The organism is Candidatus Chloroploca asiatica, from assembly GCF_002532075.1.
Taxonomy (GTDB): Bacteria; Chloroflexota; Chloroflexia; order Chloroflexales; family Chloroflexaceae; genus Chloroploca; species Chloroploca asiatica.
The window spans coordinates 72264-99126 of sequence record NZ_LYXE01000200.1; the positions used below are offsets into that span (position 1 = coordinate 72264).

Sequence of the window (26863 nt, forward strand, 5' to 3'; positions counted from 1 at the left end):
CTTATTCCTCCTCGGCGTAGGCCAGTTGGACGCCGTAGTAACGTTTGAGAAAGAGGGCCAGTTCGACGTAGATCGGGTCGCGGTCACTGGTCATGCGATTGTTGGTAAGATCAAGCCAGTGCGATGAGTCAGCGGGTCGCCAGTGCGGGCGCGTGACGAGCCAGATGGTCGTGCTGCCATCAGCAGTGATGGTCGGAGTGGGGCCAATGCTGGTCGCGATGGCGAGGCGGTAGATCTTTTTGCCGTGGCGAAAGCGGACGGCGCCAGTGCGTTCGGTCTCTACTGGCAAACTCATGATCCCGGTGAGCATCAGTTCGCTAAAATGGCGCAGCATATGAGCAGCGGCGGCATCAACGCGTCGCGGACTCATCGTGCGGCGCATGCGCTCCATCTCGCCAACGGGGCGGGCCGGGTTGCCCTCGGCGATGGTGCCGGGCGGCAGGCTACCGCCCACGACCGAGCGCGAATTAACAAAGCTGTGGCTCCCGATCTCGCTGCCTGGTTGGAGAAAGACGCCCGCCGCGCACCAGACATAATCGCCGAGCGTCACCGCGCCAAAACGCACCCAGTAGCCTTCGGTATAGGGCAAAAAAGAGCCGTGCGTGTAGACCATACAGCGGGCACCGAGGGCGCTCCAGCGTCCGAGCCGCACATCTTCATCGGTATTGATCAGACATTGTGGCCCGATATAGCTATGCTCACCGACAAAGAAGCCTGCAGCCCCATAGATAAGGTTGAAACTGCTCACAATGGCATACGGGCCAAGCACAAGATCGCCGTCACACTTGATCAGCGTGAATGCCCGTACCTCGCTGTAGTCACCCAGCGCGATATGGCGCCCCATCACGCTGGCGAACCAGCCGATCTTGACATGCCGACCAAGCTGAGCGCCGCAAAAGACGCGTAGGAGCCACGGCTTGACGACCGGCGGGCAGAAGAAGAGGATGGCAAAGATGAGGGTTTTGAAAGACATAGCGGCTTCCTCTTAGATCGTCATCACAGGCCATGATGCACTCAAGCCGCTGCTTGCCTGCTCAAGTGTTTTCGCCCGCGCCACCCAGTGGGCGGCCAGTTCGGCGGGCGTGGCAAACCAGACGTCGCCACGGCTAAAGAGGGTTTCCCAGAGTCTGGCATAGGTGGCGGCCCAGTCAGGAAAGAGTGCGTCGTCGTAGACATAATCATGCACATCAACGAGCAAGCAGCCCTCCTGGTCGGCCACGCGGTCAGCGAGCCCGCCGAGCAGCGCCTGGCGACCACCGGGATTATTGACGTGATGCCCAAAGAGATGATCGTCCATCCATCCCGTCGGCACCTGGAGTGTCCGCACGGGGCGACGGAGCCCGCTATGCCAGGGATAGAAGGGCCAGGTCGTACCGCGCCGCCAGCCAAGGTAGCGGTCGTGGGTGAGCGAGGCATCGTAGGTCAAGCCGACCTGCTCGTGCATCAGCAGGGTTGCCTCGGGGTCTGCGGGATCGAGATGCCAGTAGTGGTGGCGATTGCCGACGACGGGCGTATTGCTGGCGACGGCAAGCGCGGCCCGTTCCGCGCCAAACTTCTCGGCACTGGTATAGGCAAGGTAGCTCGCGTGTAGTCCGATCTCCCATCCTTCGGCGGCGAGTTCGCGCAAGAGCAGCCGGAAACGCGGCGCATTCACGTCATAAAAGGTGTCAGGGAGGCCACGGGCATACTCGAACAGCGACCCCTGGCGGGCGACAAAATAGAAAGCCGAGCGGCTCTGGAAGCGTTGTTCGAGCGCCATCCACGACGCAAAATGCCAGTGGGTGCGTCGTCCGAGGGCCACGTCGAGGGCAGGCTTCAGGCCGCGGCGGCCCTGGCGCGCCAGAATGCGGAGCGGCTCGAGCCAGCGCACGACCTCGGGGTAATCAACATCGTGGCCGCAGGCTGCGGCCATTGTTTTGCCCACAGGCCAGCGGCGCATCCCTGGGGCCAGCCCACACGCCACAAGCTCACGTTCGAGACTCGTCCCGACGCCCGACGCAAGCGCCTTACGTAAAAGACCCTGTTCAACGCCGGGCGACCCACTGAGATCGCTATAGCCATGCTTGCCCCGCGGATGCTGGCGTTCTTCTTGCCCGGTGAGCAACCAGAAGGCATCAAAGATAATATCGCGCTCGATCAGCGCGGTGCCATGGTGGCGCGTCACCTGAAGCGCCTCGGCTAATTCACCTTGGAAACGCAGGTGTTCCCAGGTTGGCGAACGGACAATCCCGGCGAGCAGTTGCGCCACCGGGTTTGTCCAGTGCTCAGGCCGGGCGACGATCACCAGGCGGGCTGTGGGTGCCTGCGCGGGATCGGTCGCATAGGCCAGATCGACATCACTACTCCCCCAGGGCTCTTCCACCCAGGCGTAGCCCATCCCGGTAAGCAGCGTCCGCCAGGTCCAGGTCACCTCGGGGCGCCAGGGGGCGAGGGCAGGATCGAGGGCAATTCGCACGTGCGTTGGCATAGTTACCCCTTGCGCATCTTCTTGAAACGAGCGCTATGTTGATCGTCTTCGGTGAGCGTAATCTTGACGGGCACCTTGAAACTGGCGAGGCGATCCTTGCAGAAAGCCCGGACACGCCGCTTGAATGCCCCGAGTTCTTCGGGTTCAAAAAGATTGAAGCGAGCCGTGACAATCTGGCCGGTGATCGGATTGGCCTCGCCGAGCACAGCCACATCGCGGACATTGGGCATCTGGAGGAGCACGCTCTCGACCTCGGCGGGATAGACCTTTTGCCCACCGACATTAATAATCTCGGTATGGCGCCCAAGAATGCGCAGATAGTCGCCATCAACCTCAACGACATCCTGCGTATTCATCCAACCCTCGGCGTCAAAGGGACTCGGCGCATTGAGATAGCCGAGCATCGCCGATTGCGCACGGATCCAGAGCACATGGTCAACGATTTTGGTCTCGAACCCTTCGCCCCCGACCTTGACCCAGAGCGACCCTGAATCGCGGGACTTCGAACGCAAAATGCCAAGCTCCGAGAGGCCATAGGTTTGCAGGAGTTGCACCTTGGGGAAGATCGCGTGGAGGCGTTCGAGGGTACTGGCCGGCATCACCTCGGTGCCATAGGTAATCAAGTCAAGCGAACTGAGATCGTGGCGCTCGTAGGCTTCCGAGATGAGCAACAGATTGAGAAAGGTCGGCGACGTCGGCAGCGTCTGAACCCGATGAGCGGCAATCGTGCGACAGACCACCTCGGGATCGCGTGACGGCACAGCGACGACGGTACCGCCATTCGCAAGCGTATAAAAGAGCGTATTGATGCCACCGATATGGTCGAGCAACAGAAAAGTCAGGGTCGTCCGGCTATGGCGGGGCAGTTGGAACTTCGCGAGCAGCGGCGTAAAATTATGGAGTGCGGCCTTGCTCTTGCCGGTCGAACCAGACGAAAAGAGCACAAGCCCGGGATGCCCGCTATCGATCAAGTTGCGCGTGAGCGGATTGGAGACCTGAAGCGCACGGCGCTCGAGGTGCCAGCCATCCTCATCGTCGAAACTAATCACCACCTGGACCTCAGCGATCGCGATGAACTCATCACGATGGGCCTCAACCGAGCGAGTCAGCGGCACCACAATCGTATCGCGGGCAATCAACGCCAGCAACAGACTCACCGCATTCGGCGAATAATCGCCCTCGAGCGTCACCACGAGACCGGGGCCAACATCGTGGCGGTCGAGCTCATCAGCCCAGGCTTGCACACGCTCAACCAGCGTGCCATAGGTATAGGCCTGATCATGCCAGACAATCGCGTTGCGTTCAGGCCACTGCTGCATCCGCTCAAGGAGCCATGCAATGCTCATCAGCCACCTCCTCCCAGGTAGATGACCTGGCCGGTAATATAATCACTTGCGGGGCTTACAAAAAAATCGATCACATTCGTCACATCGGCAAACGTTCCCAGGCGCCGGATCGCCAGATCATCAACAATCTGCTGGATCTTTTCGGCGGACACCCCGCGGATCAGATCGGTCTCGATGGGCGTAGGGCCAAGCGCATTGACGGTAATGCCAAACGACCCAAGTTCTTTCGCCAGAATGCGCGTCAGCATCTCGACGGCACTCTTGGAGGCTGCATAGATCGCCTCGCCCTCGAGTCGGAGCGGCACGGCAATCGTGCTGAAATTGACGATCCGCCCATACTTGCGCCGCTGCATCAACCGGGCCGCCTCACGGCAGACGAGGAAACTGCCGACCACATTGGTTGCCAGGACGCGGGTCAGGGTAGCGCTGGGCACCAGCAGTGCGTGGTTCATCGACGCAATGCCCGCATTATTGATCGCAATATCGAGGCGCCGATGGCGTTTCTGGATGGACGAGAGCATCGCCCGTACCTGCGTTTCATCAGTCACATCAACCTGATGGTGGGTATAGTTTTCGAGGTGCCAATCGGGATCCTCACGCGAGCACCCTTCGACCAGCATCCCCTGACGCACAAAATGCTCGGCGAGGCTTCGCCCGATGCCCTTGCGTGTCCCGGTAATCAGCACCACCTGACGCTCAGTCACGGCCCATCTCCTCACTGATCAACTCGGCGATATAGTGCGTGAGGCTTGCGACGGTACGGAAGGGGCTATGTTTTTGGGACATTGCCCGATCATCGGCAAGGGTCAGCATCACGTCATACTCTTCCTCAAGACGTTGTTCAAGTTCAACAATCAGCGTCACCAGGGCCAGCGAATCGAGCACCGCCTGCTTACCAACGAGACTGGTCGAACCCTCCACCGCGTCTGGCACAGGCTTATTGCTCTGCTCTACGACCTCAAAGAGCGTTGCGATCACCAGGGTTTGCAGCGTAGCAAAATCAGGAACGGACGACATAAGATGCTCCATATGAATTCAAACAAGAACCGCTCGCAGGGGCGAAGCACCCGCCCCTGCTGCCTCCCGACGCGGCACCGTTGTCGCGGGCGGGTACGTTGCCCCTACCCCCCGACCCCCAATCCCTCCCCCACGAGGGGGGAGGGGAGTTTTGGTGCAGCACAATCAGGTATGTACTCGTCACATCCCCCTTGCCCCTGGTGGGAGAGGGAGGCAGGGGGGTGAGGAAAAAAGTTATCAGGACGCGATCTGGCAATAACTCTCCACCTGCAAGATACTGCTGATTTATGCCTACGCTGGCTGGGAGCGCGGGCCGCTGGCCCGCATGCGGGCCAGCGGCCCGCGCTAGCGAGCCCAGCTTGATGTCGGGGGAAACCTGTTCAAGGTGCAGCATAGACGATCACCGGTAAAAACAATTTATATGGCCTTGCTATATCTGGGTGTGCTGTTGGTGTCAGTGTAACACACGGATCAGAAGAAGCCACCGCTTGCGGTATTGGACAGGGTACAGGTGTGCTGGTAGCAGTTGGGAGGCTGGTAGGCGCGGTGGTGCTCATCGCCGTCGGTACACCAGTGCTGGTAGTGGTGGGCAGGGCCGTGATCGTGCCAGTGGGTTGGGCGGTGGTGGTGCCAGTGCTGGTTGGCACGGCGGTACTTGTATCGGTTGGCACGGCGGTAGGGTTGCCAGTGGGCAGGGCGGTAGTAGTGGGCACGGCAGTGTTGGTGCCAGTGGGCAGGGCCGTGATCGTGCCAGTGGGTTGGGCGGTGGTGGTGCCAGTGTTGGTTGGCACGGCGGTACTTGTATCGGTTGGGGCGGCGGTGCTCGTCGCAGTGGGTAGGGCGGTGTTCGTGCTGGTCGGTGCCGCAGTGCCAGTACTGGTGGGCAGGGCGGTGCTCGTGGCGGTGGGCAGGGCCGTGGTGGTGCCAGTGCTGGTTGGGGCGGCGGTGCTCGTCGCAGTGGGTAGGGCGGTGCTCGTGCTGGTCGGTGCCGCAGTGCCAGTACTGGTGGGCAGGGCGGTGCTCGTGGCGGTGGGCAGGGCCGTGGTGGTGCCAGTGCTGGTTGGGGCGGCGGTGCTCGTCGCAGTGGGTAGGGCGGTGCTCGTGCTGGTCGGTGCCGCAGTGCCGGTACTAGTGGGCAGGGCGGTGCTCGTGGCGGTGGGCAGGGCGGCGGTGGTGCCAGTGCTGGTTGGGGCGGCGGTGCTCGTGGCGGTGGGCAGGGCGGCGGTGGGCAGGGCCGTGGTGGTGCCAGTGCTGGTTGGGGCGGCGGTGCTCGTCGCAGTGGGCAGGGCGGTGTTCGTGCTGGTCGGTGCCGCAGTGCCAGTACTGGTGGGCAGGGCGTTGCTCGTGGCGGTGGGCAGGGCGGCGGTGGTGCCGGTGCTGGTTGGGGCGGCGGTGCTCGTCGCAGTGGGCAGGGCGGTGTTCGTGCTGGTCGGTGCAGCAGTGCCAGTACTGGTGGGCAGGGCGTTGCTCGTGGCGGTGGGCAGGGCGGCGGTGGTGCCAGTGCTGGTTGGGGCGGCGGTGCTCGTCGCAGTGGGCAGGGCGGTGCTCGTGCTGGTCGGTGCAGCAGTGCCAGTACTGGTGGGCAGGGCGGTGCTCGTGGCGGTGGGCAGGGTGGTGTTCGTGCTGGTCGGTGCAGCAGTGCTGGTATTGGTTGGCACGGCCGTGTTGGTGCCGGTGGGCAGAGCCGTGCTCGTGCTGGTGGGCAGGGCGGTGTTGGTGTTGGTGGGCAGGGCGGTGTTGGTGTTGGTGGGCAGGGCGGTGTTGGTGTTGGTTGGGGCGGCGGTGTTGGTGTTGGTGGGTACGGCGGTATCAGTGGCTGTGGGCACCGGTGTTTGCGATGGTTCCGGTATCGTCACGAAAGGGGTGTCGCTTGACCAGTGCTGGGCTACACCCCCACTGCGGGGGCGCAAGACGCCAGGGCTGGCATTCCCTGTCGCGGCATCGTTGATCGTCGTGCCGTCGCCTTCATTGAAACGGTAGAGGGCAACAGTCTGGGCATCGACCGGGTGTGGTTCAACCGGACGAATGAAAGTTGCGGTGTAGCGCACGCTGTTCGAGATGCGTAGATCGTCAAGCAATCCGTTGTAGTAACGGCTCCCAGGGTAGTCGTGTTTTTCGGCCCCAAAGACCAGGTAGGGATCACTGTTGGGCCAGTCTGTTGAGCGGTTCAGAGGGTAGCCAAGTGATCCAGTTGGTCCATCCATCGTGGCATCAAGCTCCCCATCAACAAAGATCGCCATGCTTCCGGTGCCTGCGTTGCGCGTCACGGCCAGGTGCCGCCACTCGTTGTTGGTGACAATGGTGTTGCCTACCAGCAAGCGATCATTGTTACCTGTATTCACGCCAAAGACAAGCCGCCCTGCACAGAGCGCAAGACCATAGTCGGCTATATCATTACCAAAAACATCCCGGTCAATGATGATGTTGCCATAGTACCAGCCCTGACCAGTACAGTCTGCAGCGGTGTTATTGTTCGCCGCTGCTTTGATCCAAAATTCAATCGTGAAATCGTTGTCGATATTGACCGGGTAAGACGTCGTTATCCGTCCCTCGTTGTCGAGCAGACCAAGGGGGATCTTGACGCGATCAAGATCATTGGTGCTGCTGCCGTAGAGGCGTAACGCATAGTTGCTTTGTGCATAGGTTGACGCCGAAGTGAGTCGCCAATAGCTCGTCATGGTCAGGCCTATCAAGAGCAAGGCACCAGTCACGATCAGTCGGTGCAGACGGGTTGCGCACCACCTCGGAGCTGTCATGTACTCTCCTGCATAGTCTCGCTACCAGGTTTGCGCAGGAATAGTTGTAGGTTGACCTTAGCAGACTGGCTTAACATTGGGCTAAATGCCCTCTCGGTCTGGATGTCATGTCGTTTAGGATCAAGCTGATGTGCGGCCAAACCAGGCGGATCCAGTCCGCCTGGTTTGGCCGCACATCAGCGTTTTCTGGAGGTTGCGCCGCCAAACATGCTTACCGTGCGGCGAAGGGGATCCATACGATGTTGCGTTGGCTGGTTGGGGTTGGCGTCACCGTGGGTTGTGCCGTTCGGGTTCCGGTCGGCGTTGGTGAACTGGTGCTGGTGGGCGTGATCGTGCCGGTGCTGGTGGGGGCGCTGGTGTTGGTGGCTGTCGGTGTGGGTGGGACGCTGGTGTTGGTGGCTGTCGGTGGGACGCTGGTATTGCTGGCCGTCGGTGTGGGTGAGACAGTACCGGTGCTGGTGGGCGGTGCGGTGGTGTTGGTGGGGGCGGGTGGTGCGGTGGTGTTAGTGGGGGTGGGTGGTGCGGTGGTGTTGGTGGGGGTGGGTGGTGCGGTGGTGTTGGTGGGGATGGGTGAGCCGGTGGGGGTGGGTGTCACCGGCTCGGTTCCTACGGGTGCCAGCGCGATAATGGCACCGTCGACGCTCTTCCAATAGAGTACGCCGTTGTCAAAGGCGGGGCCTCGTGCCGAGGGGGTCCAATATTGGTCGTAGACGTTCTGGCTGCTGTAGTAGAGGTAAAAGCCGCGATCAAGCTGATACCCTTCGCCCCCACCGGGGGTGTGCCCCTCGGGGCAAAAGCGCCGCGCCGAGTCACGTGAGGCACATTGCCCTGCTCCAATCGTATTGCTCACCGAGAGATACTCGACGCTCGGGATGGGATCGCTGAAACTGCCGCCGCCAGTGGTGCGATTGGTGATCCGAATTGCTCCCATCGACATCCAGTGCGAGTGAAAAAGCACGTCACCAACCATTGATAGCGTACCCTGCTCATCGGTGGGCAGCCTGATCGTGCCCTGATTCTTGTGGTCATCCACAAAGCGTATGACCCCAGTCGCAAGGTTCATCTCCCCAATCGTGCTGTCTTCGCGGCCATCACATGAGCTAACACGACAGGCGCTGCGGTTGCGCCAGATCAGATACGCAACGTCGGTGCCGTCACCAAGGCGTTTCACGACGGCCTGTGGAGGCGATGAATAGTAGTAGTTGCCGTTGCCAATGGCGCCCCCAAAGACTGGGGCCGGCAGATCAAAGCGATTGGTGCCGTCACTCAGGTTGAGGACAAACAATGATTGATGGCTCGGGTTGTTCTGAAGGTACTGGCGCGTTTCGTTTTGGTTGACTGGTGCGCCTGCATTGAAGGCCCAGGTGTTATCCCAGTTGTAGTACGAGCGGATGATGACCACATTCGCTGCTTCGGCAACGACCGGGTAGGTGTCGGGAAAGTAGCGTGCTGGCCGGGGATGACTTGAAGTCAGGTTGCGCGGTGGGCGGGAGAAGGCCGTGACGGGTGTGCGCCACGCCCGTGCCCCGGTAGCGACGCGGATGGCATGGACGGCCTGGTCTTCGGCAGGCACAATGATCAGGCCATTATTGCTGGCACTGTAGGCTGGCGAGGCGGCAATGCCGGCCCCCGCGTTGTAGACCCACGTCTGTTGCATCGTTGTGGTATTGATCCGGTACAGGTTGCCGCCCATCGTGCCGACATAGACGCTGTCGTTGACGAGCAAGACGGCCCCTTCGATCGCGGCCCCGGCGTTAAAATTGTCGAGGATCGCGCCATCAGAGGCGCGCAGTTTGTAGAGGTTGCCGTTGGTTGAGCCAAAGAAGACCGCCCCGGTCAGCGCGTCATACGCGCCCGTGTTGAAGATGCTGCCCCCCAGGTTGCGTGTCCACGCGACGCTGCCATTGGCCGTATTGATCGCCCGCACGGCCCCGTCGTTGTGCCCAATATAGAGCCGTCCGTCACCGAGGATGGGCGCGGCGCTATCAGGCAGATGCAGGTGCCCTGCCGCCGGGCCACTATCGCCATTTGCGCCGTTCCAGACCCAGAGCACGCGCCAGGTGGTGTTGAGTTGGTTGCCGCTGGTATTGGTGGGCAGCGTTGCGTCAACATAGTGGGTGCGTTGCGCATTACCGCCGAGTTGATGCCACCCGGGGCTGTTGGCGAGCGATGCCTCAGGGAGCGTTGCCGCTTGTTCATCGCTCTCAGCAGGGCGGGCCTGGGCAGGCACCGGCGCTTGATCGTTCGTGTGATTGGCTTCGGTGGTGCTGCGGAAGAGACCGGCGAGGATGAACGCCAGTAGGATCACAGTCAGAAGAATAAAAGGCCATGAGTTCAGATGTCCCTTACGAATCATCGGTTCTGCTCCTTCCCATGCCATGTTGGCATGCTATGGATGATCGGTTGCAGACTGTGCTCGGAGGGGGATGCGTTGGTGATCAAGCCAATCGAGCAGGCTCGCCATGGCACCACGATGGTACCGCTCGGCCCATCCCGGATCTTCCCAGTCAATTGGACCAGTTGTGATGTCGAACAGCGTGTGTTCAGCACCTTTGGCAACATAGAGGCTGGCACCATAGGGCAAGGCTGCCTGGTGGGCGGCCACGGCTTCGGGGCCGATCAGGTTCAATTCGGGTTCGCTATCGGCAACAATAACATGGATCGGAGCCTCGATGGCAACGATCATGGCTTGATCAAGGAGATTGGAGAGCAGAGCAACGCCATGCGGGGGGGCGATAGTACGGTACGCGGCGAATTGCTCTGCTACATTGTACGTGCCAATGCTCTGCGCGGCAATGAATATATAGTCCTGGTTTATTTCGGGTGCGCTGGTAGCCGCTTGATACGCCGCCAGGGCATCGTCGCTCTCGCAGCAGCCATAGCTTCCCTCACTTGCGCCAGTGCCGCGTTTGTCAAAGCGGAAGACGGCATAGCCCCTGGCAAGCAAGAGGGGTTCCATATAGGCATAGGCTGTACGGTCTACTGGCCCTGAGTGGTGAATGATCACGACCAGTGGATACGGCGGCGATCCTGTCGGCAGCGCGAGTTCGCCCGCTAGCAGGGTGCCGTCGGCCGCCGGAAAGCTGATCTCGCGCCGTGCCTGGGCGCTGGCGGTCGGCAGGGGGGTGGGCAGAAGCGTTGGTGCAGGGGCCTGCTCGCTCTGTTGTGCTGGTGCTGTGCAGCCGACCAGCACGATCAGAAGAAGCAGGCCGAGCCATCTCCTCATGGTTGCCGTTCCAGCACCACACGGTAGACGCTCACCTCGTTTTCGGCAAAGACCAGTTCGAGCTCGGGGGCGGCGTCAAGCAAGGCCTCGCGGGGCACATCCTGCTCACGCGCAATGACATAGCTTACCGCAAACTGGTTCAGGATCGCCTCGCGCTCGGCAGGTTGCGCCGTCGGATCGAGCACCACCTCGGCCATGCGCACTTTTTCAAAGTAGTCGAGGGTGCCGGCCCAATGCGCCAGAAACGCCCGTGCATCAGTCCAGACGGGTACGTGCTGGTTGATCATCAACGTGCCCAGCACGACATCATCACGCGTAGTGGCGGCTTCGAGCCAGCGCAAAGCTGCGACTTCGCTCTGCGCGAGATAGTATGGTTCGCTGTAGCGCGTCAGATCATAGAGCCGCCAGGTCCAGATATAGACATTGGTCGCCACACTCAACCCCAGGATGAGCGCAAGCAAGAAGGGGGCCATCTGCGGGGTGCGCTGCTGTAACCAGGGCCAGACATGCGTATAGATCGCCGTAGCCGCCAGAATCGCGATCGGCATCTGCCAGCCAAGCAACAGATGGATCTGAAATTTGAGTGGCAAATAGATCAAAACAAAATGCACCAGGAACCAGATCGCGACGAGAAGCTCGGTATCGTTGCGGCTCTGCAGCATCCGTGGGCGAAAGGCGATCAGCGCGAGCAGCAGCGGCACGCCCATCAGAATCGGCAGATGCAACAGATTCGGCGTCCAGGCACCGGCATTATCAAACTGGGCAAGTTTGCCGCCCCAGGTCGCATCATTGAGCACGAGGTACGCCAGGTAGCCTGCCGGCGGAATCGTACAGACCGCAATGATCGCGGCACTCTTGCCGAGAAAGACGGGAAAACGACGATCGCGCCACCAGATCAAGATCCCCCAGAGCCCCAGCACACTGTAGATGGTCAGCAGATCATAGGCATGTTGCAGCCCGATCAGCGTACCAACCAACCCGGCAGCTACGGCATAGCGCAACTGTTGCCGCTGCTGCGCATAGAGCGTCAACCCGATCATGCCGATGAGTAGGGCAAGCGCAATCGCAAAGTGGGGAAAGGCCATAATCTGAAAGAAGCTATTCGCCTCTGACGTATAAATATCAAACGGAAAAGGCGCATCGGGGAGATCCTGGGCATACTTGACGATGATCCAGACAAACCCGACGCCACCGGAAAAGCAGAAAAAGAGGAACGCGAGCCAGCGTTGTTTCACGTCGGGTACGGCAATGCGTAAAAAGGCATACGCGACGCTCACCAGCAAGACCGTTGCAACGACGCGAAAGAGCGTGAAGATGACATAATATTCAACCCCAAAAAAATCCCCGATCCGCCCCGCGCTCCACCAGAGCAGGTGAAACAACGCCGGATCATTTGGCTCGGCAGTCAACCGATTTGGGGCCAGGTGCTCGTGACGTAGATCGCGCATCCAGGCGAAGTACTGATTATGATCGGGAATATTGAAGATAACCCCGGTGAAAAAGCGATCGTCTGGTGCCGTCACATTCGCATAGATTGTCGGAATCAGGCTGAGCACCACCATCAAGAGGGTGATCAGCGCCACCAGTTGCCATTCCCCGCCATAGCGACGGGCTTGCACCTTTGCCGGGTTGGTGCTCGCGATCGTCAAAGGGCGCTCATTGACTGCCATCTATGCCTCCGTTATCTTCTGCGCCGTAGCATCCACACCCGTAGCCCAATCACCGAGCCAAAGATCAGCACGACTGGTAGCAGCGCCAACCCAATCGCCTCGTAGCCTGTGGTCTCCCAACGTGGACGTTCACCCAGGGGGGGCGTTTGCTGGATGCCTGCTGGCAATGGCGTTGGGGTTGGGGTTGTCTCGATCACGGCTGCCTCAACGACGGGTGTCGCCGTTGGCACCGGTGTAAAGAAGGGCAAAGGCGTCGTTGCCGGTGCACCAAGGGGCCGACTACTATGCCAGACCCGATAGCGAGCCCGTTCGCTATCAAACAGATCGTCCCGATTGCGTGTAAACCAGACCGCGTGCAATTCGTTGCCATTGAGCACGGCCAGTTTTGGATATTCGGGATAGAGGTTGTTGCGCACGATTTCGGTTGGTTGCCCCCAGCGCCCGTTGCTATAGGTCAAATGCCACAGCCCGGGTGGGGTAAAGACATCCGTGAGATCATCAAAGGGGCGAAAGGCGACGAGCAGCAGATGGACATTGCCCGCCCCGTCGGTTGCCATATGGTAAATATCAAGATCGGAAGGCCGCGCACGCAGGTTGGGCAATTCGACCGCCTGCGTCCACGTCTTGCCGCCATCAGGCGAGGATTGGGTATAGATGCGGTTAACGGCGACGCCACGAAAGACGATCACCGGATTGCCATTGCCATCGAGCCCGAGCGTAGTCTGTTGTACAGCATCAAGCGGGGCCGCTGGCGCTGTGGCCGGTTCCGGCGTGAGCGAACGCTCGGCTGGTTGGCGGGCGGCCTGCTCATACGCGGCCAGGGCGACACCACTGGCCGGCAAGCGGAAATAGGTTGGCGTGGTCCAGTTTTGTCCTCCATCATCCGACCGTCGATAGACCCCTGCGCGTGGCTGGCCTGCACCCGCGTACCAGTCAATACCTTCATCCCAGACGACATGAATGCGATCAAAACGGTCAATCTGAACATGCGGCCGATTTTCGCCGTCGTTGAGGGTGTCCGACAAATTCATCGGACTGCTCCAGGTGACCCCGCCATCGTGCGAATTGCGATAGAAGAGGTCGGCACAATTAGGACAGACCAGATTGGGCGGTTGACCTGGTTCGTCGCTGATCGCTTCTGACCAGAAGGCGTGCAAGACCCCGCGGCTATCGCTGGCTATTTCGACATAATAGGCTGCGCCAAAACCACTGATGCGCACTGGCTCGCTCCAGGCTGCGGCATTGCGTGTCTCGGCGAGCGGGGCGCTGGCGTGCATAATATTCGTATTGCTCCGATAGATCGCGTGCAGACGCCCATCACGGGCCACCGTCAGCCGGTTACGTACCGTCAGGCCGCCAGTCGCCGGGGCGAGGATCTCGCTGATCCCCGACCAGACACCATCGCGGCGTTCGCGGTACATCAGCAGATCGAGGCTGCCGCCGTCGCGCTCACTCAAGCCAATGCCGCTGTACCAGGAGACATGCACGGTTCCTGGTGGGCTCACCGCGATATCAGGGAACCACGACGAGCCATAGCGGCGTGCATTCAGATCATCCTCGGCTGGACGTGGCGGCGAAAGCTCGAACGGCGTTGACCAGGCACTGCGCTGGGCCGCGACCGGACTCACCATCACCGCAAGCAGGATAAGGACATAAAGAGTAGAAAAAAGTGCTTTCATCGTCGTGCGAGCGCTTCATACTGTGGTGCCGCGATCGGCTCGGCTGCTTGACTCACGTGATCAATGCTGATCATCAAACCAAGGAAGATCCAGTTATAGACGATATAACTAAAACCGGCGATGCTCTGGTTATAAGCAAACGGCAACATCCAATCACCAAATATCATCGAGACTTGCGCCCCGATCCACCCCGTCACCGCCGTAAGGGCCACGATGCGCAAGAAGCCTTCGGGAGCCTGTCTAAACACACGCCACCCGTAGCGCACACTTGCCACGGTAAACCAGATCCAGACAGCCATCCCGACAAAACCAAACTGCGCCAGGATATCCATATGATTATTGTGGGTTGAGCGAGCGTCCCACGGAAAGTAGGTCATATTGTAGGGGGCATAGCCGGCCGGCCCGGTGCCGAGAAACCAGTGATCCATGATCACCCCAAAGTTGCGCCCCCAGATGTCGAGGCGTTCCATTCCGCCTTCATCAATCTCTTCCGCAACAACCTGCTCGATATGCTCACGTGCAGGCCCCAGGATGGTGAACGCAAGCGCAAACGCCAGCAGAATCGTAAAGACGAGCCGTGAACGCACAAAGAGAACCAGCAGCATGGCAACAACGGTCGGCAGCCAGCCCGAAAGCCAACTGGTATTCAGCCCAACCACCAGATAGAGATGCCACCCGATCAGGCCGATGAGCAACGCACGCCAGCGCCAGCGCAAGCTTGGCGTAAAAAGCAGCATGGTAAAGAGGGGTACCGTCAACCAGAGCCCCCAGCTCCCGCGGTCATTGAGGATATTTTGACGGATATTCAAGAACTGGGTCGCTGTCATCAGCACGCCAACGACAATGAAACAGCCCACATAGAACTTGATCTTCCACTCCTGATCGACAAAATGTCCTACCAGAAAGGGCACGCACATCAGGCTGATCATTGTCATGAGTGACCCGACCTGGGTCACGAGGAAGTTCCCCCCCATCACGCGCATATTGAGGATCGGATCGCGCCAGAGGATGCCCCAGGGCAACGAGATGATGCAGATCAGCATAAAGATCAGCAACGGCCAGGTAAAGGGCGACGCTGGCACTTGCCATTCACGCCGGACAATCATCGTCAGCACCCAGATGGCGACCATGCCAAGGGTAAGGACAAGGCTCGCGGGCAGCGTACTCTGGGTTCCTGTTGGTAATTCAATGAAACGAAGCACAAGCGCGGTCAGGGGCAGGATCAAGACCAGGGTATCAAAGTAGCGCACCGAGGCACCAAAGCTTACGGCCATGAACGGCAGAACCACCAGCGCCAGCATCGGGATGATACGCCCCGAGCCGCCAAGCAAGCCGATCAGCAGCGTGAGGCCGAGCAACCCGAGCAGCACGCCCCCGATCTTGAGGACGCGCGGTAGCTGATGTAGCCGGTAACTCAAATAGCCAAGGGTGTCGCCACGTACAAATTGCATGGTTTATCTAATCTCTTCGGCAACAGGCCGCCGCCAGGTGTGGCGTTGCACGGCCATCAAAAGTAGGGCTCCATCACGGGTGAAGGCGTGCCCGGTCGGGTGTTTTGCGGCGGTCGCCAGGAGGATGATCCCCCCAAGCGTCGCTTTGCCCAGAAAAATGGTCTGCAAGCCGACCCCAAGCGTTGTGCGCGCCAGGTCGCCATAGTGCTTGCCAAAAAAGCGTAGTTTGCTCAGGTAGAGTTCCGCTTTCATTCGGGTGGCCGAGCGTTTGCTGCTCTGCCCGCCAAAATGGATCACTTCCGAAGCGGTGAGGTAGCAGACCTTCCAGCCAGCCTGACGGGTGCGATAACACCAGTCAACCTCTTCCGTATACATAAAGTAGCGCTCGTCCATCAGCCCGACCTGGCCGAGGATGCCGCGCCGGATCATCAAGACTGCCCCATCAATCCAATCGGTGCTATAAGCGATCGTACCATTTATCGTCGGGTAGCGCCAGCGCAAACGGAGTTTTTTGCCGACCAGTTCGGTTAGCAGATTGGGAAAGAGCGCCCACGAGCGCTGCAATGATCCGTCGGCATTGAGCAGGCGCGACCCGACGATGCCAACATCCGGGTGGGCATCAAGGAAATGAACAAGGCGCGTGATCGAGGCGGGCTGCGCAATGGTGTCGCTGTTGAGCAACAAAACATGCCGCCCGTCGCTCGCCCGAATCGCCTGGTTGTTGGCGGTGGCAAACCCGCGATTGTCGCTGTTGGCGATGATCTGTACCTCGGGGAACGCCTCCTGCACGGCGGCAACACTGCTGTCAACCGAGCCATTATCCACGACCCAGGTCTCGGCCTTGATGCCCTCGGTTGCCGCTGGCAGCGCCGCAAGACAGTCGAGCAGCAGTTGGCGGGTGTTCCAGTTGACGATGACAATCGTGACATCAGCCTGTGGTGACGGCATGGCGGTAGCTCCCCCTGGTTGCAATCGTCTGTAACAGATCTTCGAGTCGTTGCGCAAGAACCGTCCAATCATAGTGCACGGCGACAGCCCGTCGCCCTGCCTGGCTGAGGCGTGCGCGTGCCGATGCATCTTCGAGCAGTTGCAAGGTCGCCCGGGCAAAAGCGTCGGGACTATCGGCGATGAGTAGGTGCTCGCCGTCAACGAGGGCTAGCCCTTCACCGCCCTTGCTGGTGCTCACCACCGGTGTCCCCACGGCGAGCGCCTCAAGGATCTTGAGGCGTGTCCCGCCTCCTTCCCGTAGCGGTACAACCTCGATACTGCTCTGGGCAATGAGGGCGCGAATATCTTCGACATAGCCGGTCAGCACTACGCCGTCGAGGTTGGGCAACGCGGCTCGCTGTTCGGGGGTCGTGCGCCCGGTGATGCGCAGGAGCGTCTGCGGGCGTTCCTGGCGGATCTTTGGGAAGATCGCCTCGAGAAAATAGCGCATCGCATCGAGATTCGCACTGTACGAGAGCGCCCCCGGATAGATGAGCGTATCGGGGTCGGGGTGGTAGGTATAGTCACGGCAGCCTGTCACATCGGCCCCATTGGGAATAACCGCAAGCTCGAGGGGATGTTTGCCGGCAAGTTGGCGTACGGTCTTGGCTTCGCCCTCTGAGACGACGGTGACTGCCGCAAGTTGGCGCAGCAAACCCGCCACATAGCGGCGGTGTTTCATCGCGGTCAGCAAATAGCGTAGCCGCCGTTGCACATCCTGATAGCTGCGAAACTGTTCGAGCATATAGCCGAGTTCGAGTTGTTCGAGTACTACCGGCACACCGCGCAATTGCAGGGCATAGGGTGCGACATCAATCTCGAAGGCGAGCACGATGTCAGGTCGGATGTGGTCTGCCGTGGTATGCACCGCCCTGGCAAACGCTTGACTCCATGTTGCCCGTACCGAGGCTGGCTCGGTGACGACCAGACTCTGCACACGATCGGCCAGGGTCAACAGGCGTCCGGGTCGTGGCATTGCCTGAAACGACGCGCAGATGGCCGCAATCTCGTCGGCACACACCTCGGTCGTGTCGCTCTGGGTAAAGGCGAGCAGGTGCACCTCGTGCGTGCGGGCAAGGTGTCGCAGCAGGTGCATAATGCGCATCCGCGAGCCGTTATCGGCAGGTTCGGGCCACCAGGTTGAGAGTGCTAGTATACGCATGATTCAGCCTGTTCGCTCCCCTTCAATAGTCTGGAACATAAGTGTTCTGCCCCACCTCTGGCACAGCCACTCATCGTACGCCTGGTGTCCAGATACGTTCCTCAACACCCTTTGCGCCTTTGCGCCTTTGCGTCAAATCGTCGGAAAACTTAATTCACAAACTAATCAATCATGGTGTGGCACCGCAAGGTCTGCCGCTGCACCCGGACGGTGCTGGCCGGTTGCGGCAACAAAACGCTGATAACTCGCTAGCGTCTGTTCGGCGGTCTTTGCCCACGAGAAGGCTTGCATGCGCTCGTAGCCGCGCTCGCGCAGCCGGTCGGCTTCGGCGGGATCTGTGAGCACGGCCTCGATATGGTGGGCAAAGCCGCGCTCATCTTCGGCGTCGGCGATCAAGGCGGCGTCACCGGCGACTTCGGGGATCGAGCCGCGATCCGAGGCGATCACCGGGGCGCCGCAGGTCATTGCTTCGAGCAGCGGAATGCCGAAGCCTTCGATCCACGAGGGAAAGAGAAAGGCCGAGGCACCACTAAACAGAGCGATCAGGTCTTCACGGGATGGGCGCAGCAAGAGCCGCGCAAACCCGGCCTCAACCGCTTCCTGCACGACCGGCAGGGGTTGTTGGCGTGCAAAAAAGACGATTTCGTAGCGCTCACGCAGCACGGCAGGCAGCAAACGCCACGCCCGCACCAGCACCGCTGGGTTTTTCAGGCCATCAGCAAGCAGATAGGGCCGCGTGATGCCGTGACGCGCCTGCATCTCGGCAAGCACGGCCTGGTCGCTGATGCGCCGGAGATCGGGCGTTGGGGCGTGGTGGATGGCAACCACTTGGGCAGGCGCAAGCCTCGTATAGTGCAGAATCGCACGCCGCGCATGCTCCGAGACAGTCAGGATGCCGTGCGCGCCCCGTACCGCTTGGCTGCTCATCAGGTGCAGGTAGGTCATCATTGCGATTGTGCGCGGATTTTTGGCGTGACCGGCGATGATCTCGCGCAGGGGCATCACATTGATCGCATCGTGCAACGTGATGACGCTTGCCACCCCCGCTGGGGCAAAGCCATAGTTCGTCGGGAAATGCGCCACGTCCAGGGCATCCTGGGCCATCGCTCGCCGCAGTTTGACGAGGTCGTTGACGAGACTCGAGTGCGGCCCGCGATACGGCAGATAGCGCACCGTCACATGGTCGGGCAAATGCTGCAACTCAAACGGAGCCTTGGTATCCGCATAGAGCACAAAATGATGCGTACGCCCTGCTTCGATCAGCGCAGGAACTAGGTGTTTGAGATAGGTATGCACGCCGCCCACAAGCCCATGGGAAAGATAGCGTACATCAAGGCCAATCCGCATAACCATATCTCCTCACAGGGCCTGTTCAAGGCGACCAAAACGCCCTCGCCAGAAGTCCAGCCATGCCATGCCCATGCCGATCCGTCCGCGGCGCGTACGCCACTTCGGGCGCAACCAGAGGCTGGCGTAGGTACGCAGATCCTGCAGCACCAGCGCATGCAGCCAGGTGTCCGGTCTTGCCCCAGTTGCCTGGAGAAAGAGCAGCCGATTGCGCGTCATATAGTAGGCCAGGTACTCCTGGTCGAAGCGGGCATCGAGCGGAATTTTGTGCCACACCTGCGCCGCCGGTACGTGCAGAATGCCATAGCCTGCCCGGGCCACCCGCACCGACCATTCCGTCTCCTCGTAGTACATAAAGAAGCGTTCGTCCAATAGCCCGGCCTGCTCAAGCACCCTGCGCTTAACCAGCAACGCACAGCCAGTGACGAAGTCCACCGGACGAGGCCTGGCATACTGGCCTGTGTCGCGCTCTCCGGTACCGTCCATCAGGCCGACACCCCGCTGCCAGTCAATCCATCCACCTGCGGACCAAATCAGGTCTGGGTCGGCGTGGTAATAGATAGTTGGCCCCACCACCCCGGCCCGTGGACTTGCCTCAGCCGCAGCAACCAGAATACTCAGGAAGTCAGGGGCAACCTCCGTATCGTTGTTGAGCAGCAGCGCATAGTCATAGCCATGATCCAGGGCATAGCGCAACCCGACATTATTGCCTGCGGCAAAGCCCAGATTGGCCCCGTTCTCGATCACGGTGACGTCAGGAAACGCCGCCTGCACTCGCGCTGGCGTGCCATCCTGCGACGCATTGTCGAGCACCACGATTGTATAGTGCTCACGGGGATAGGTCAGGTGCTGCAACGACGCCAGACACGCCAACGTATCTTCGATGCCGTTATAGCAGAGCACAAGAAGCGCAACCCTTGGTTTCATCATGCAGCCTCCGGGAGCAAACGTGGCTGGTGCTGAGCGATGATGCGCGTGTAGGTTGCCAGCAGACAATCCAGTTCTTCATCGATGCTTGTGGGTGGGCGCACCCCCGCCACGAGCCGGGCGAGCAGCCCTGGCTCATCACGGAGCCGCTTGATCTGGCGAGCCAGATCTTTCGCCTCACCGGGGCGGAAGTGCAAGCCGTCGACTTCATCCTGGACAAGTTCGGCCATGCCGCCAAAAGCCGAGGCGACCACAGGCCGTCCGGCACTCTGGGCTTCCAGGATGGTCAGCGGGCTATTTTCGTACCAGATCGAGGGCACAATGAGGGCATCAACCGTCGCCAGTACCTCGGCGATCCGTCCGTTCGCAAAACGTCCAGCAAGCGTGATCCGAGGATCTTTGCCTATCAGGTTGCGCAGGCGCTGCGTATAGGTTGGATGCTGGTCAAGATTGCCATACACCTGCAACTGAACCGTGCGCTCACCTTGAGGCAGCAGGCGCAACGCCTCGATGATCAGATGTACGCCTTTGTGTTGCGCAATCTGTCCGATATAGGCGAGTTGCAAAGGATTGCCCTGTGGTGGTGGCGGTGTCTGACGCAAAGGTTCAAGCTTGACCCCAAGGCGTACAACCTGCAGCCGCGCGGGTTCAACCAGGTCACGAAACATCCCGGCGAGAAATTGTGAAGGCGCGATCACCAGGTTCGCCAGACCGAGGGCCTTGCGTAGATAGGCGCGTCGTGCCGCTTGTTCGTTGCGGCCCGCCTCGCCATTCAAGGCAATCCAGGTACGTCCGGCGGCACCCCCACTCAGTTGTTCCGTCAGGCGATAGCGCCGCTGATCCTGTTGCAAGCACCACGCACACTCGGCGGGATCGGTCGGGGGCGTCGTGCAGACCTTGCCATCGCTGCGTAGCAGCGTAATGCGTGGGCAGAGGAACCAGTAGTCATGCAGCGTCACAATGCTCGGCACCCCGAGTTGATGGGCCACCTCAAGCACACCTGCACCAATCAAATAGCCGCTCTGCAGGTGCACTAGATCAGGCCGTGCGGTGCGCATATAGGCGGCAACCCACGCCGCCACCATCGGGTTCGCGTAGCTCCAGTTGCTCGGTGCATTGCGCAGCCCGAGGTGCAAACGCCAGACCGGAACCTCTTCATAGGTATCCTGAATGGCCTCCACCCCGACGGGCCGCTCTTCATCAAGCGTCTCGATACAGACAACCTCGGCCTCGTGACCGTGCTCAAGCAGCCAGCGTGCCAGCCGAAACGTGTACAACTCTGCCCCGGCACTGTAGCGCGGCGGAAAGTGGTGAACCGCAAGCAAGACCTTCATAGTGCCCCCTGCTGTGGTTCAGCCGCCGCACGACGTGCGGCCAACAAGCCACGCACAAAGATCGCCTCTTCACGCCCTACGACCCGCAACGCAAGGAGCAACCCACTATAGACGAGGGCTCCCAACGCAATCGTCACGACCACCGGCCACTCACGGCCAACATAGACCAGCAAGCCCATCACACCGACAGCGGCAACGGTACGCACTAGTTCACGCCACTGCATCTGCCCAAGCATATCGCGCAACAGCCAGAGATACTGGCTCACCAGGACAACTTCGGTGACCACGGTAATAATTGCCGCAGCGGCGACACCATAGAACGGGATCAGGGCCAGGTTCGCAACAATATTGATGCTGCTGCTGATCATAATTGCTCGCGCCACCTTGACCTCGCGCCCGGCAATGACGACCACATATCCAAGAAACTCGGACAAAAACATCAACGGCACGGCCCAGATCAGGATCGCCAGCAACGGGGCCGCCGGTGCATATGCCGGCCCAAAGAGCAGCGCTACGATCGGGCCTGCCAACAGATAGCCGCCAACCGCAATTGGCAAGGCCACCAGCATCAAATAGCGCAACATCCGCTCGTAGATCTGCGGCAACGTCTCGGGGGCCGTCGTCGCCTGCCGCGAGAGCGACGGATAAAGGGCCGTATTGAGCACGTTCGAGAGCGTGACGAGGGCAAAGATCAGATTGTAGGCGGCATTGTAATGACCAGTAGGCGTATCGCCGCTAAAGATATTGAGCAACACCGTATCAAAGCGGTACGAAATGCCGAGCGTCAGCCCAATCACCCCAAAGGGAAACGCCGCCCGCAACAACGAAAGCCAGCGCGCGCGACTGATCCGCCCGAGCCTGATCCCAAGCGGCTTCAACGCACGGACAACCAAGAGCGTCATCACGAAGACTCCGGCCATGGTTGCAACAATGAGGCCATAGTAACCAAAACCAAGCCAGAGGGCAATGCCCCCAAGCACCACAAAAATCAACTGATTGACCACCTGTACCCCTGAGGTGAGGTCAAGCCGCTCGTAGCCGGCAAGGATCGCGCTGCTACTGCCATGCACGGCATAGATCAGCACCGTGACCGAATTGAGCGCAATCGCGCCAATCATCAGGCCAGGGCGCCCGGTCAGCACGGCCGCAGTCACCACACAGATCCCCGCCACAACCGCCAGCATCAGCCGCAGCACAAGCACATCGGCATAGAGATCCCTGATGCGCTCGGGGCCATCGGGGGCATCGCGCAGCCGGGCAACTTCGCGCACCGTATACGGAGCCAACCCGAGATCGGCGATGAAGAGAAAGACCGTGCCGAACCCGATCACCGCAGCATACTGACCAAAATCAGTCGCCCCCAAATTGCGAATGATCAGCACCGTGAACGCAAACGACAAAAACTTGATCGCAACTTGTGCGATCAAGCCCACGGCGGAATTACGCAAAATAGTTCGCGAAAGTTGCTGCATCAATTCCCGTACGTCGACAAACGACGCCTTCTTCTTGGTTCAACAATCCAACCTATTGTTGAAACCCTCGCCTTTTCGTTGGCAGGGCCTTGCTCCTGTTCCCTGGGGACGACTACAGCATACGCGAGTGAGGTAACTTCCCGCTAAATTCAGGCGAAACAGAAGTGACAGTTTTGTATAGTTGCGGCTGGGAGCGCGGGCCACTGGCCCGCGCTCCCAGCCGAAGGGTGGCACGTATGCATCTCAGGCATCCTGTCTACCGGGACGTATGACACGGTGTGGCCGTATCGCCCCAGTTTCGTTCGTGGGCGCTGGTTCGTTCGTTGTTGCTGGCGGGTGTTTGTTGCCGGGTAAGCTGTTGATAGAGTCCTTCAAGCCGATCCATAGCTGCCTGGTGCGCCAAGAAGGGCATCGCGTTGGCCCGCAGGTGCGGCAGCAGCTCTGGCTCATCCAGCAAGCGTTGCAGATTCTGCGCCAATTCGTTGGGGTCATCCACAGCAAAAAGAAGACCGTTGCGGTTGTGCTCAACGAGTTCGGCAATGCCGCCAAGCTTTGTGCCCACAATTGGTACACCTACCGCCTGGGCTTCGAGAATGCTGTTGGGGCTATTCTCAACCCAGCGCGACGGGACCACGACTACATCAAGCCCAGCCAGGACGTCCCACACCCCACTGCCCTGATAGGTGCCGTGCCAGGCGGCATCGGGGAGTTGCGCGAGCTCCTGACTCAACTGGCGCTCATAGTCTGGTTCGCCTGCTGCCGAGCCGTAGATCTCAAGCCGACGCGGTTGCGTTCCACGCAGCTTCTTCCACGCTTCAATCAGGAGATCAACGCCTTTGTGGGGCTTGACCTGGCCGAGATAGCCAACGCGCAAGGTGGCTTCGTTGGTACGCAGAGGGCATTGTGTCAACTCGACCCCCTGCCGCCAGACGCACATGCGTTTCCCATTCGTGCCGTGGCGCTGATAAAAATCAGCCAGGAATTGCGACGGGGCCAGCAAGACATCGGCTTTGGCGAGCGCCGCTTGCAGCCGTGCTGCGCGCGACGCCTGGGCCGGCAAGCCGAGCATGGGGCCGAGCAGATTGTCGGGTTGCACGAGTGACCAGGCCATATCAGCATTATGGGGTGATAGCTGCGCTGGTAGGCGAAAACGACGATGCTGTTCCGCATGGCAGCGTGCGCAGCCAGCCTGACTCGGCCCGTCACACCGTTTGCCCAGCGGGGTCAACAGATTGATGCGATGACAGTGCCACCAGTAGTCGGTGAGATCAATCACCACGCGTACCCGGCGCGCGACTGCCGCATCAACGGTGGACGCCCCAAGCAGATACCCGCTGAAGAGATGCATCAACTCGGGATGCCATGCGTCAATCACCCGGCCAACGGCGGCCCCAAGCTCGGGATGGTCGTAACTCCAACGCAAGGGATCGGGGTTCGCACCACCATTGAAGGCCATGCGCCACACCTCGATACCATCCTGCAAACTATGGGTGATACGCAGATCCGTGTGTTCGGCGTTATCGGTCTGAATACAGACGACGGCCACCTCATGACCGCGTTCCGCCATCGCACGGGCGGTACGCTCGGCTCGTCGTTCGGCACCTCCATTATGTTCGGGTGGATACCCATGCACCGCGATGAGAATACGCATCCATACGTCTTTCTTGTTTCATCGTTGAGTTTGCCACATATGCAATTCGCGTTTCACATCACGTTCCCAGTGAATGCCCCGGTCGGCCACCTGGCGCTCGATAATTTCATAGCTGCCAAAGTGTTGCTCAATAACTTCTTCGGCTAAGATTGGATCAAATGGCTTGCACGAAAACACATCTAAAAAAGCTTGTCCGAGGTGTGGGTAGGTGTGGATCGCAGCGTGTGATTCGTACAGGATCACCACACCTGAACATCCCGCATGATCGGGTGGGCCATCTTCACGCCCGGCGAGCGGCCCCGCCAGGATGCGCATATCGAGCCGCCTGACCAGATCGATCAGAAACCCGTTCACTGCCGCTTCATTATCCAAGGCTTCCTGATTGGCAATGGCCCCGAGTCGCATGGTAAGGTGTACCCCGTAAACATCACGTGACATAGTCTTCCTCCTTGTTAGTAATGAGCTCTCTTCCGTCTGGTGATGCGACATCAAACAGCCGCCGCATCACCATCTCCAGGGTCAGCAGTGGTGCGATTTTGCCAATCGTCCAGAGTTGCTCGCCGGCAAGATGCTGCTGCCACAGCGAACGTACCGCTGCTTGGTCAAACAGGCCGCGCTCCAGGGTGCGCTGATCAAAGAGGACGCTCTCGGCCCAGTTCCGTAGATCAGTGCGGAGATACGCTTCGTAATCAGCATAGAGACGCGGTCGTTGGGGAAAGAGCCCCCCAACACGTCGGTTGATCCAGGCCTTGCCTCGGCGCAAGAACCCGTCACCGTTGCGGAACAACTGGTTGCTATGGGGCAACCGGTCGTCTTTTTCGTAGGGCACCAGGGCGAGTTCAGGTTTGCGTTTGGTGAGCATCGCCCGCCGGAATTCGGGCCGCGTGCGGATCGTGTCGGGCAAACAATACATAAAGTCAACAAAGCTGTAGTCGAAATAGGGACAACGTACCTCAAGCATTGAGCGTTGCGTGATGATCTGATTTTGTAGGCTGCGCCGAATCAGATTCTGGATAATAAAGTAGTCGGTGCGATGCGCGGGGCGGTAGTGACGTGTACGGGCGAGTTCTTGTCGCATCGATTCAAAGGCCCGATCCCGCAGATGAGAGCGGCCTGCGCCACTGAGCAGACTCGCCGCCTCACCTTCGCTCATGCCAGGCCAGGTGACATCTTGGCAAAAGGCGCGAAACATGCGTTCATAAAAGGCTGTCTCGTCGGGTGGATACCGATAATAGCGGTCAGCCTGATGCTCTTCGAGCACGGCAAACCCGCCCATCGTCGTGCCACCATCCCAGCCGCTCAGGTTCACATCCATATGCTGGCGTGCCGTGGCGAGCATGCTAATCCCGTGGGCGTGCATCCAGCTATGCATGCCTTCGGTCAGGGCTAGGTGCAGGTCGTGATAGGTCAGCACCCACCGTCCATCTTCCAGGGGTACCCAATGATGTTCAGCCCCGGCGCGGCGGGCGAGCCGTGCGGCATAGACGACATCACGACTGCCCGGTGCACCAAAGGTGAAGGTCGGCGGTGGCGTGGGCTGATCGGCAAAGGCGAGAATGATACGCCCATCCAGCCCACCACTCAAGAAAATCCCCGGGCGTAACGGCGGCGCCGTCATCGCCTGAATTGCCCGTTGAAAGAGGCGACTCGCCTCCTCAACCGCTTCGTCAAAAGTCAGGCCGGTGATTTCGCCAATCTGATCCCAGTCCCAATACTGCTCAAGGCTTAGTTGATCATGCTCCAGGTCGTAGCGTAGCAGCGAGGCGGGTGGTAAAAGCTGCACATCCGCAAACCAGGTTTTGTTGCCAAGCAGTTGCTGAAAACGTAGATACTCGGCTAGCGCCGTTTCGTTGAGCCGCCGGGGGATCTCGGGCGCACTGATCACCCCTTTGAGCTCGGGCGCAAACGCGAAGGCACCCCGGGCATGGGCATAGTAGTGTGGGTAGAGCCCGTAGCGATCGTTGATCAGCCAGAAGATCTGTGTTCGGCCATCCCAGATGCTGCATGTGAAGGCCCCCTCAAGCTTGGTCAGCCCACTGGCCCCGTCGCGCAGAAAGAGGGCCAGCGCAAACTCGGCCGCACTTGCCTTGCTGTCTAGCCATCCTTCACGTTCAAGCTGGTGGCGCTGCGCCTCCTGGAAGTAAAACTCACCGGCTAGGCAGAGCGCCACCTTGCCATCAGCGCTTTGCGCCGGTTGGGGTTGCTGATTGAGCAAACCAAGATGCCGTCGCCCGAGGGCTACCTGCGGGCTGATCACCGTCTGCTCAAGCTGCTGGGTGAAGACATGGCGCATTCGTGTGCTCATCGTCTGGATCACCTGGGCAACCGGCTGTTCTGTTGCTCGGCCAAGATAACCAAAAACTCCACTCAC

General features: G+C 60.0%; 20 protein-coding genes. All 20 read right to left on the reverse strand.

Annotated elements, in window-relative coordinates; all coding sequences use genetic code 11:
* Position 1 precedes the first annotated feature (1 nt).
* The 20 genes from A9Q02_RS23315 to A9Q02_RS23410 all read right to left on the reverse strand — a co-directional run bounded on the left by A9Q02_RS23315 (position 2) and on the right by A9Q02_RS23410 (position 26863).
* Positions 2 to 973 (reverse strand): acyltransferase, encoded by a 972-nt coding sequence (locus A9Q02_RS23315; protein WP_097655479.1) that lies wholly within the window; start codon positions 971 to 973, stop codon positions 2 to 4.
* 12 nt (positions 974 to 985) lie between these two features.
* The gene (locus A9Q02_RS23320; RefSeq protein ID WP_097655480.1) at positions 986 to 2467 is read right to left on the reverse strand and encodes a polysaccharide deacetylase family protein; all 1482 of its coding nucleotides are present in this window, start codon (positions 2465 to 2467) and stop codon (positions 986 to 988) included.
* 2 nt (positions 2468 to 2469) lie between these two features.
* Entirely contained in the window at positions 2470 to 3813 is a 1344-nt protein-coding gene (locus A9Q02_RS23325) for a long-chain fatty acid--CoA ligase (protein WP_097655481.1), read from the reverse strand.
* Complete coding sequence (locus A9Q02_RS23330) at positions 3813 to 4517, reverse strand: SDR family NAD(P)-dependent oxidoreductase (RefSeq protein ID WP_172451307.1); 705 nt, start codon at positions 4515 to 4517, stop codon at positions 3813 to 3815. The genes A9Q02_RS23325 and A9Q02_RS23330 overlap by 1 nt, the downstream gene beginning before the upstream one ends.
* Positions 4510 to 4830 carry a hypothetical protein gene (locus tag A9Q02_RS23335; RefSeq protein WP_097655483.1) on the reverse strand — a complete coding sequence of 107 codons (321 nt, stop codon included), beginning with the start codon at positions 4828 to 4830 and terminating at the stop codon, positions 4510 to 4512. Before A9Q02_RS23335 ends, A9Q02_RS23330 begins: the two co-directional genes overlap by 8 nt.
* 380 nt (positions 4831 to 5210) lie before the next feature.
* Complete coding sequence (locus A9Q02_RS25110; RefSeq protein WP_281256954.1) at positions 5211 to 7586, reverse strand: LamG-like jellyroll fold domain-containing protein; 2376 nt, start codon at positions 7584 to 7586, stop codon at positions 5211 to 5213.
* Positions 7587 to 7797: 211 nt separating this feature from the next.
* Positions 7798 to 9942, reverse strand: a complete 2145-nt coding sequence (locus A9Q02_RS23345; protein ID WP_172451308.1) for an outer membrane protein assembly factor BamB family protein — start codon at positions 9940 to 9942, stop codon at positions 7798 to 7800.
* 33 nt (positions 9943 to 9975) lie between these two features.
* Positions 9976 to 10812, reverse strand: a complete 837-nt coding sequence (locus tag A9Q02_RS23350) for an alpha/beta hydrolase family protein (protein WP_097655485.1) — start codon at positions 10810 to 10812, stop codon at positions 9976 to 9978.
* Positions 10809 to 12482 carry a hypothetical protein gene (locus A9Q02_RS23355; RefSeq protein ID WP_097655486.1) on the reverse strand — a complete coding sequence of 558 codons (1674 nt, stop codon included), beginning with the start codon at positions 12480 to 12482 and terminating at the stop codon, positions 10809 to 10811. The genes A9Q02_RS23350 and A9Q02_RS23355 overlap by 4 nt, the downstream gene beginning before the upstream one ends.
* A gap of 11 nt (positions 12483 to 12493) precedes the next feature.
* Positions 12494 to 14161: a sialidase family protein gene (locus tag A9Q02_RS23360; RefSeq protein WP_097655487.1), complete on the reverse strand. Its 1668-nt coding sequence runs from the start codon at positions 14159 to 14161 to the stop codon at positions 12494 to 12496.
* Entirely contained in the window at positions 14158 to 15612 is a 1455-nt protein-coding gene (locus A9Q02_RS23365; RefSeq protein WP_097655488.1) for an O-antigen ligase family protein, read from the reverse strand. The genes A9Q02_RS23360 and A9Q02_RS23365 overlap by 4 nt, the downstream gene beginning before the upstream one ends.
* A 3-nt stretch (positions 15613 to 15615) precedes the next feature.
* Positions 15616 to 16560: a glycosyltransferase family 2 protein gene (locus A9Q02_RS23370; RefSeq protein WP_097655489.1), complete on the reverse strand. Its 945-nt coding sequence runs from the start codon at positions 16558 to 16560 to the stop codon at positions 15616 to 15618.
* Complete coding sequence (locus A9Q02_RS23375) at positions 16541 to 17761, reverse strand: glycosyltransferase family 4 protein (RefSeq protein ID WP_097655490.1); 1221 nt, start codon at positions 17759 to 17761, stop codon at positions 16541 to 16543. The genes A9Q02_RS23370 and A9Q02_RS23375 overlap by 20 nt, the downstream gene beginning before the upstream one ends.
* A 165-nt stretch (positions 17762 to 17926) precedes the next feature.
* Positions 17927 to 19108, reverse strand: a complete 1182-nt coding sequence (locus A9Q02_RS23380) for a glycosyltransferase family 4 protein (RefSeq protein WP_097655491.1) — start codon at positions 19106 to 19108, stop codon at positions 17927 to 17929.
* A 12-nt stretch (positions 19109 to 19120) separates the two neighbouring features.
* Positions 19121 to 20038: a glycosyltransferase family 2 protein gene (locus A9Q02_RS23385; protein WP_245860833.1), complete on the reverse strand. Its 918-nt coding sequence runs from the start codon at positions 20036 to 20038 to the stop codon at positions 19121 to 19123.
* Positions 20035 to 21369, reverse strand: a complete 1335-nt coding sequence (locus A9Q02_RS23390; RefSeq protein WP_097655493.1) for a glycosyltransferase family 4 protein — start codon at positions 21367 to 21369, stop codon at positions 20035 to 20037. Before A9Q02_RS23390 ends, A9Q02_RS23385 begins: the two co-directional genes overlap by 4 nt.
* The gene (locus A9Q02_RS23395) at positions 21366 to 22841 is read right to left on the reverse strand and encodes a flippase (protein WP_097655494.1); all 1476 of its coding nucleotides are present in this window, start codon (positions 22839 to 22841) and stop codon (positions 21366 to 21368) included. Before A9Q02_RS23395 ends, A9Q02_RS23390 begins: the two co-directional genes overlap by 4 nt.
* 256 nt (positions 22842 to 23097) lie before the next feature.
* The gene (locus A9Q02_RS23400) at positions 23098 to 24492 is read right to left on the reverse strand and encodes a glycosyltransferase (RefSeq protein WP_097655495.1); all 1395 of its coding nucleotides are present in this window, start codon (positions 24490 to 24492) and stop codon (positions 23098 to 23100) included.
* 18 nt (positions 24493 to 24510) lie between these two features.
* Entirely contained in the window at positions 24511 to 24930 is a 420-nt protein-coding gene (locus A9Q02_RS23405; protein ID WP_172451309.1) for an S-adenosylmethionine decarboxylase family protein, read from the reverse strand.
* Positions 24920 to 26863, reverse strand: coding sequence for an asparagine synthetase B family protein (locus A9Q02_RS23410; protein WP_097655497.1), 1944 nt, complete (start codon positions 26861 to 26863; stop codon positions 24920 to 24922). The genes A9Q02_RS23405 and A9Q02_RS23410 overlap by 11 nt, the downstream gene beginning before the upstream one ends.

Coding starts and splice junctions, on each gene's coding strand:
- A9Q02_RS23315 (WP_097655479.1), bottom strand. CDS start 973: ATGTCTTTCAAAACCCTCATCTTTGCCATCCTCTTCTTCTGCCCGCCG.
- A9Q02_RS23320 (WP_097655480.1), bottom strand. CDS start 2,467: ATGCCAACGCACGTGCGAATTGCCCTCGATCCTGCCCTCGCCCCCTGG.
- A9Q02_RS23325 (WP_097655481.1), bottom strand. CDS start 3,813: ATGAGCATTGCATGGCTCCTTGAGCGGATGCAGCAGTGGCCTGAACGC.
- A9Q02_RS23335 (WP_097655483.1), bottom strand. CDS start 4,830: ATGTCGTCCGTTCCTGATTTTGCTACGCTGCAAACCCTGGTGATCGCA.
- A9Q02_RS25110 (WP_281256954.1), bottom strand. CDS start 7,586: ATGACAGCTCCGAGGTGGTGCGCAACCCGTCTGCACCGACTGATCGTG.
- A9Q02_RS23345 (WP_172451308.1), bottom strand. CDS start 9,942: ATGATTCGTAAGGGACATCTGAACTCATGGCCTTTTATTCTTCTGACT.
- A9Q02_RS23350 (WP_097655485.1), bottom strand. CDS start 10,812: ATGAGGAGATGGCTCGGCCTGCTTCTTCTGATCGTGCTGGTCGGCTGC.
- A9Q02_RS23355 (WP_097655486.1), bottom strand. CDS start 12,482: ATGGCAGTCAATGAGCGCCCTTTGACGATCGCGAGCACCAACCCGGCA.
- A9Q02_RS23360 (WP_097655487.1), bottom strand. CDS start 14,161: ATGAAAGCACTTTTTTCTACTCTTTATGTCCTTATCCTGCTTGCGGTG.
- A9Q02_RS23365 (WP_097655488.1), bottom strand. CDS start 15,612: ATGCAATTTGTACGTGGCGACACCCTTGGCTATTTGAGTTACCGGCTA.
- A9Q02_RS23370 (WP_097655489.1), bottom strand. CDS start 16,560: ATGCCGTCACCACAGGCTGATGTCACGATTGTCATCGTCAACTGGAAC.
- A9Q02_RS23375 (WP_097655490.1), bottom strand. CDS start 17,761: ATGCGTATACTAGCACTCTCAACCTGGTGGCCCGAACCTGCCGATAAC.
- A9Q02_RS23380 (WP_097655491.1), bottom strand. CDS start 19,108: ATGCGGATTGGCCTTGATGTACGCTATCTTTCCCATGGGCTTGTGGGC.
- A9Q02_RS23385 (WP_245860833.1), bottom strand. CDS start 20,038: ATGATGAAACCAAGGGTTGCGCTTCTTGTGCTCTGCTATAACGGCATC.
- A9Q02_RS23390 (WP_097655493.1), bottom strand. CDS start 21,369: ATGAAGGTCTTGCTTGCGGTTCACCACTTTCCGCCGCGCTACAGTGCC.
- A9Q02_RS23395 (WP_097655494.1), bottom strand. CDS start 22,841: ATGCAGCAACTTTCGCGAACTATTTTGCGTAATTCCGCCGTGGGCTTG.
- A9Q02_RS23400 (WP_097655495.1), bottom strand. CDS start 24,492: ATGCGTATTCTCATCGCGGTGCATGGGTATCCACCCGAACATAATGGA.
- A9Q02_RS23405 (WP_172451309.1), bottom strand. CDS start 24,930: ATGTCACGTGATGTTTACGGGGTACACCTTACCATGCGACTCGGGGCC.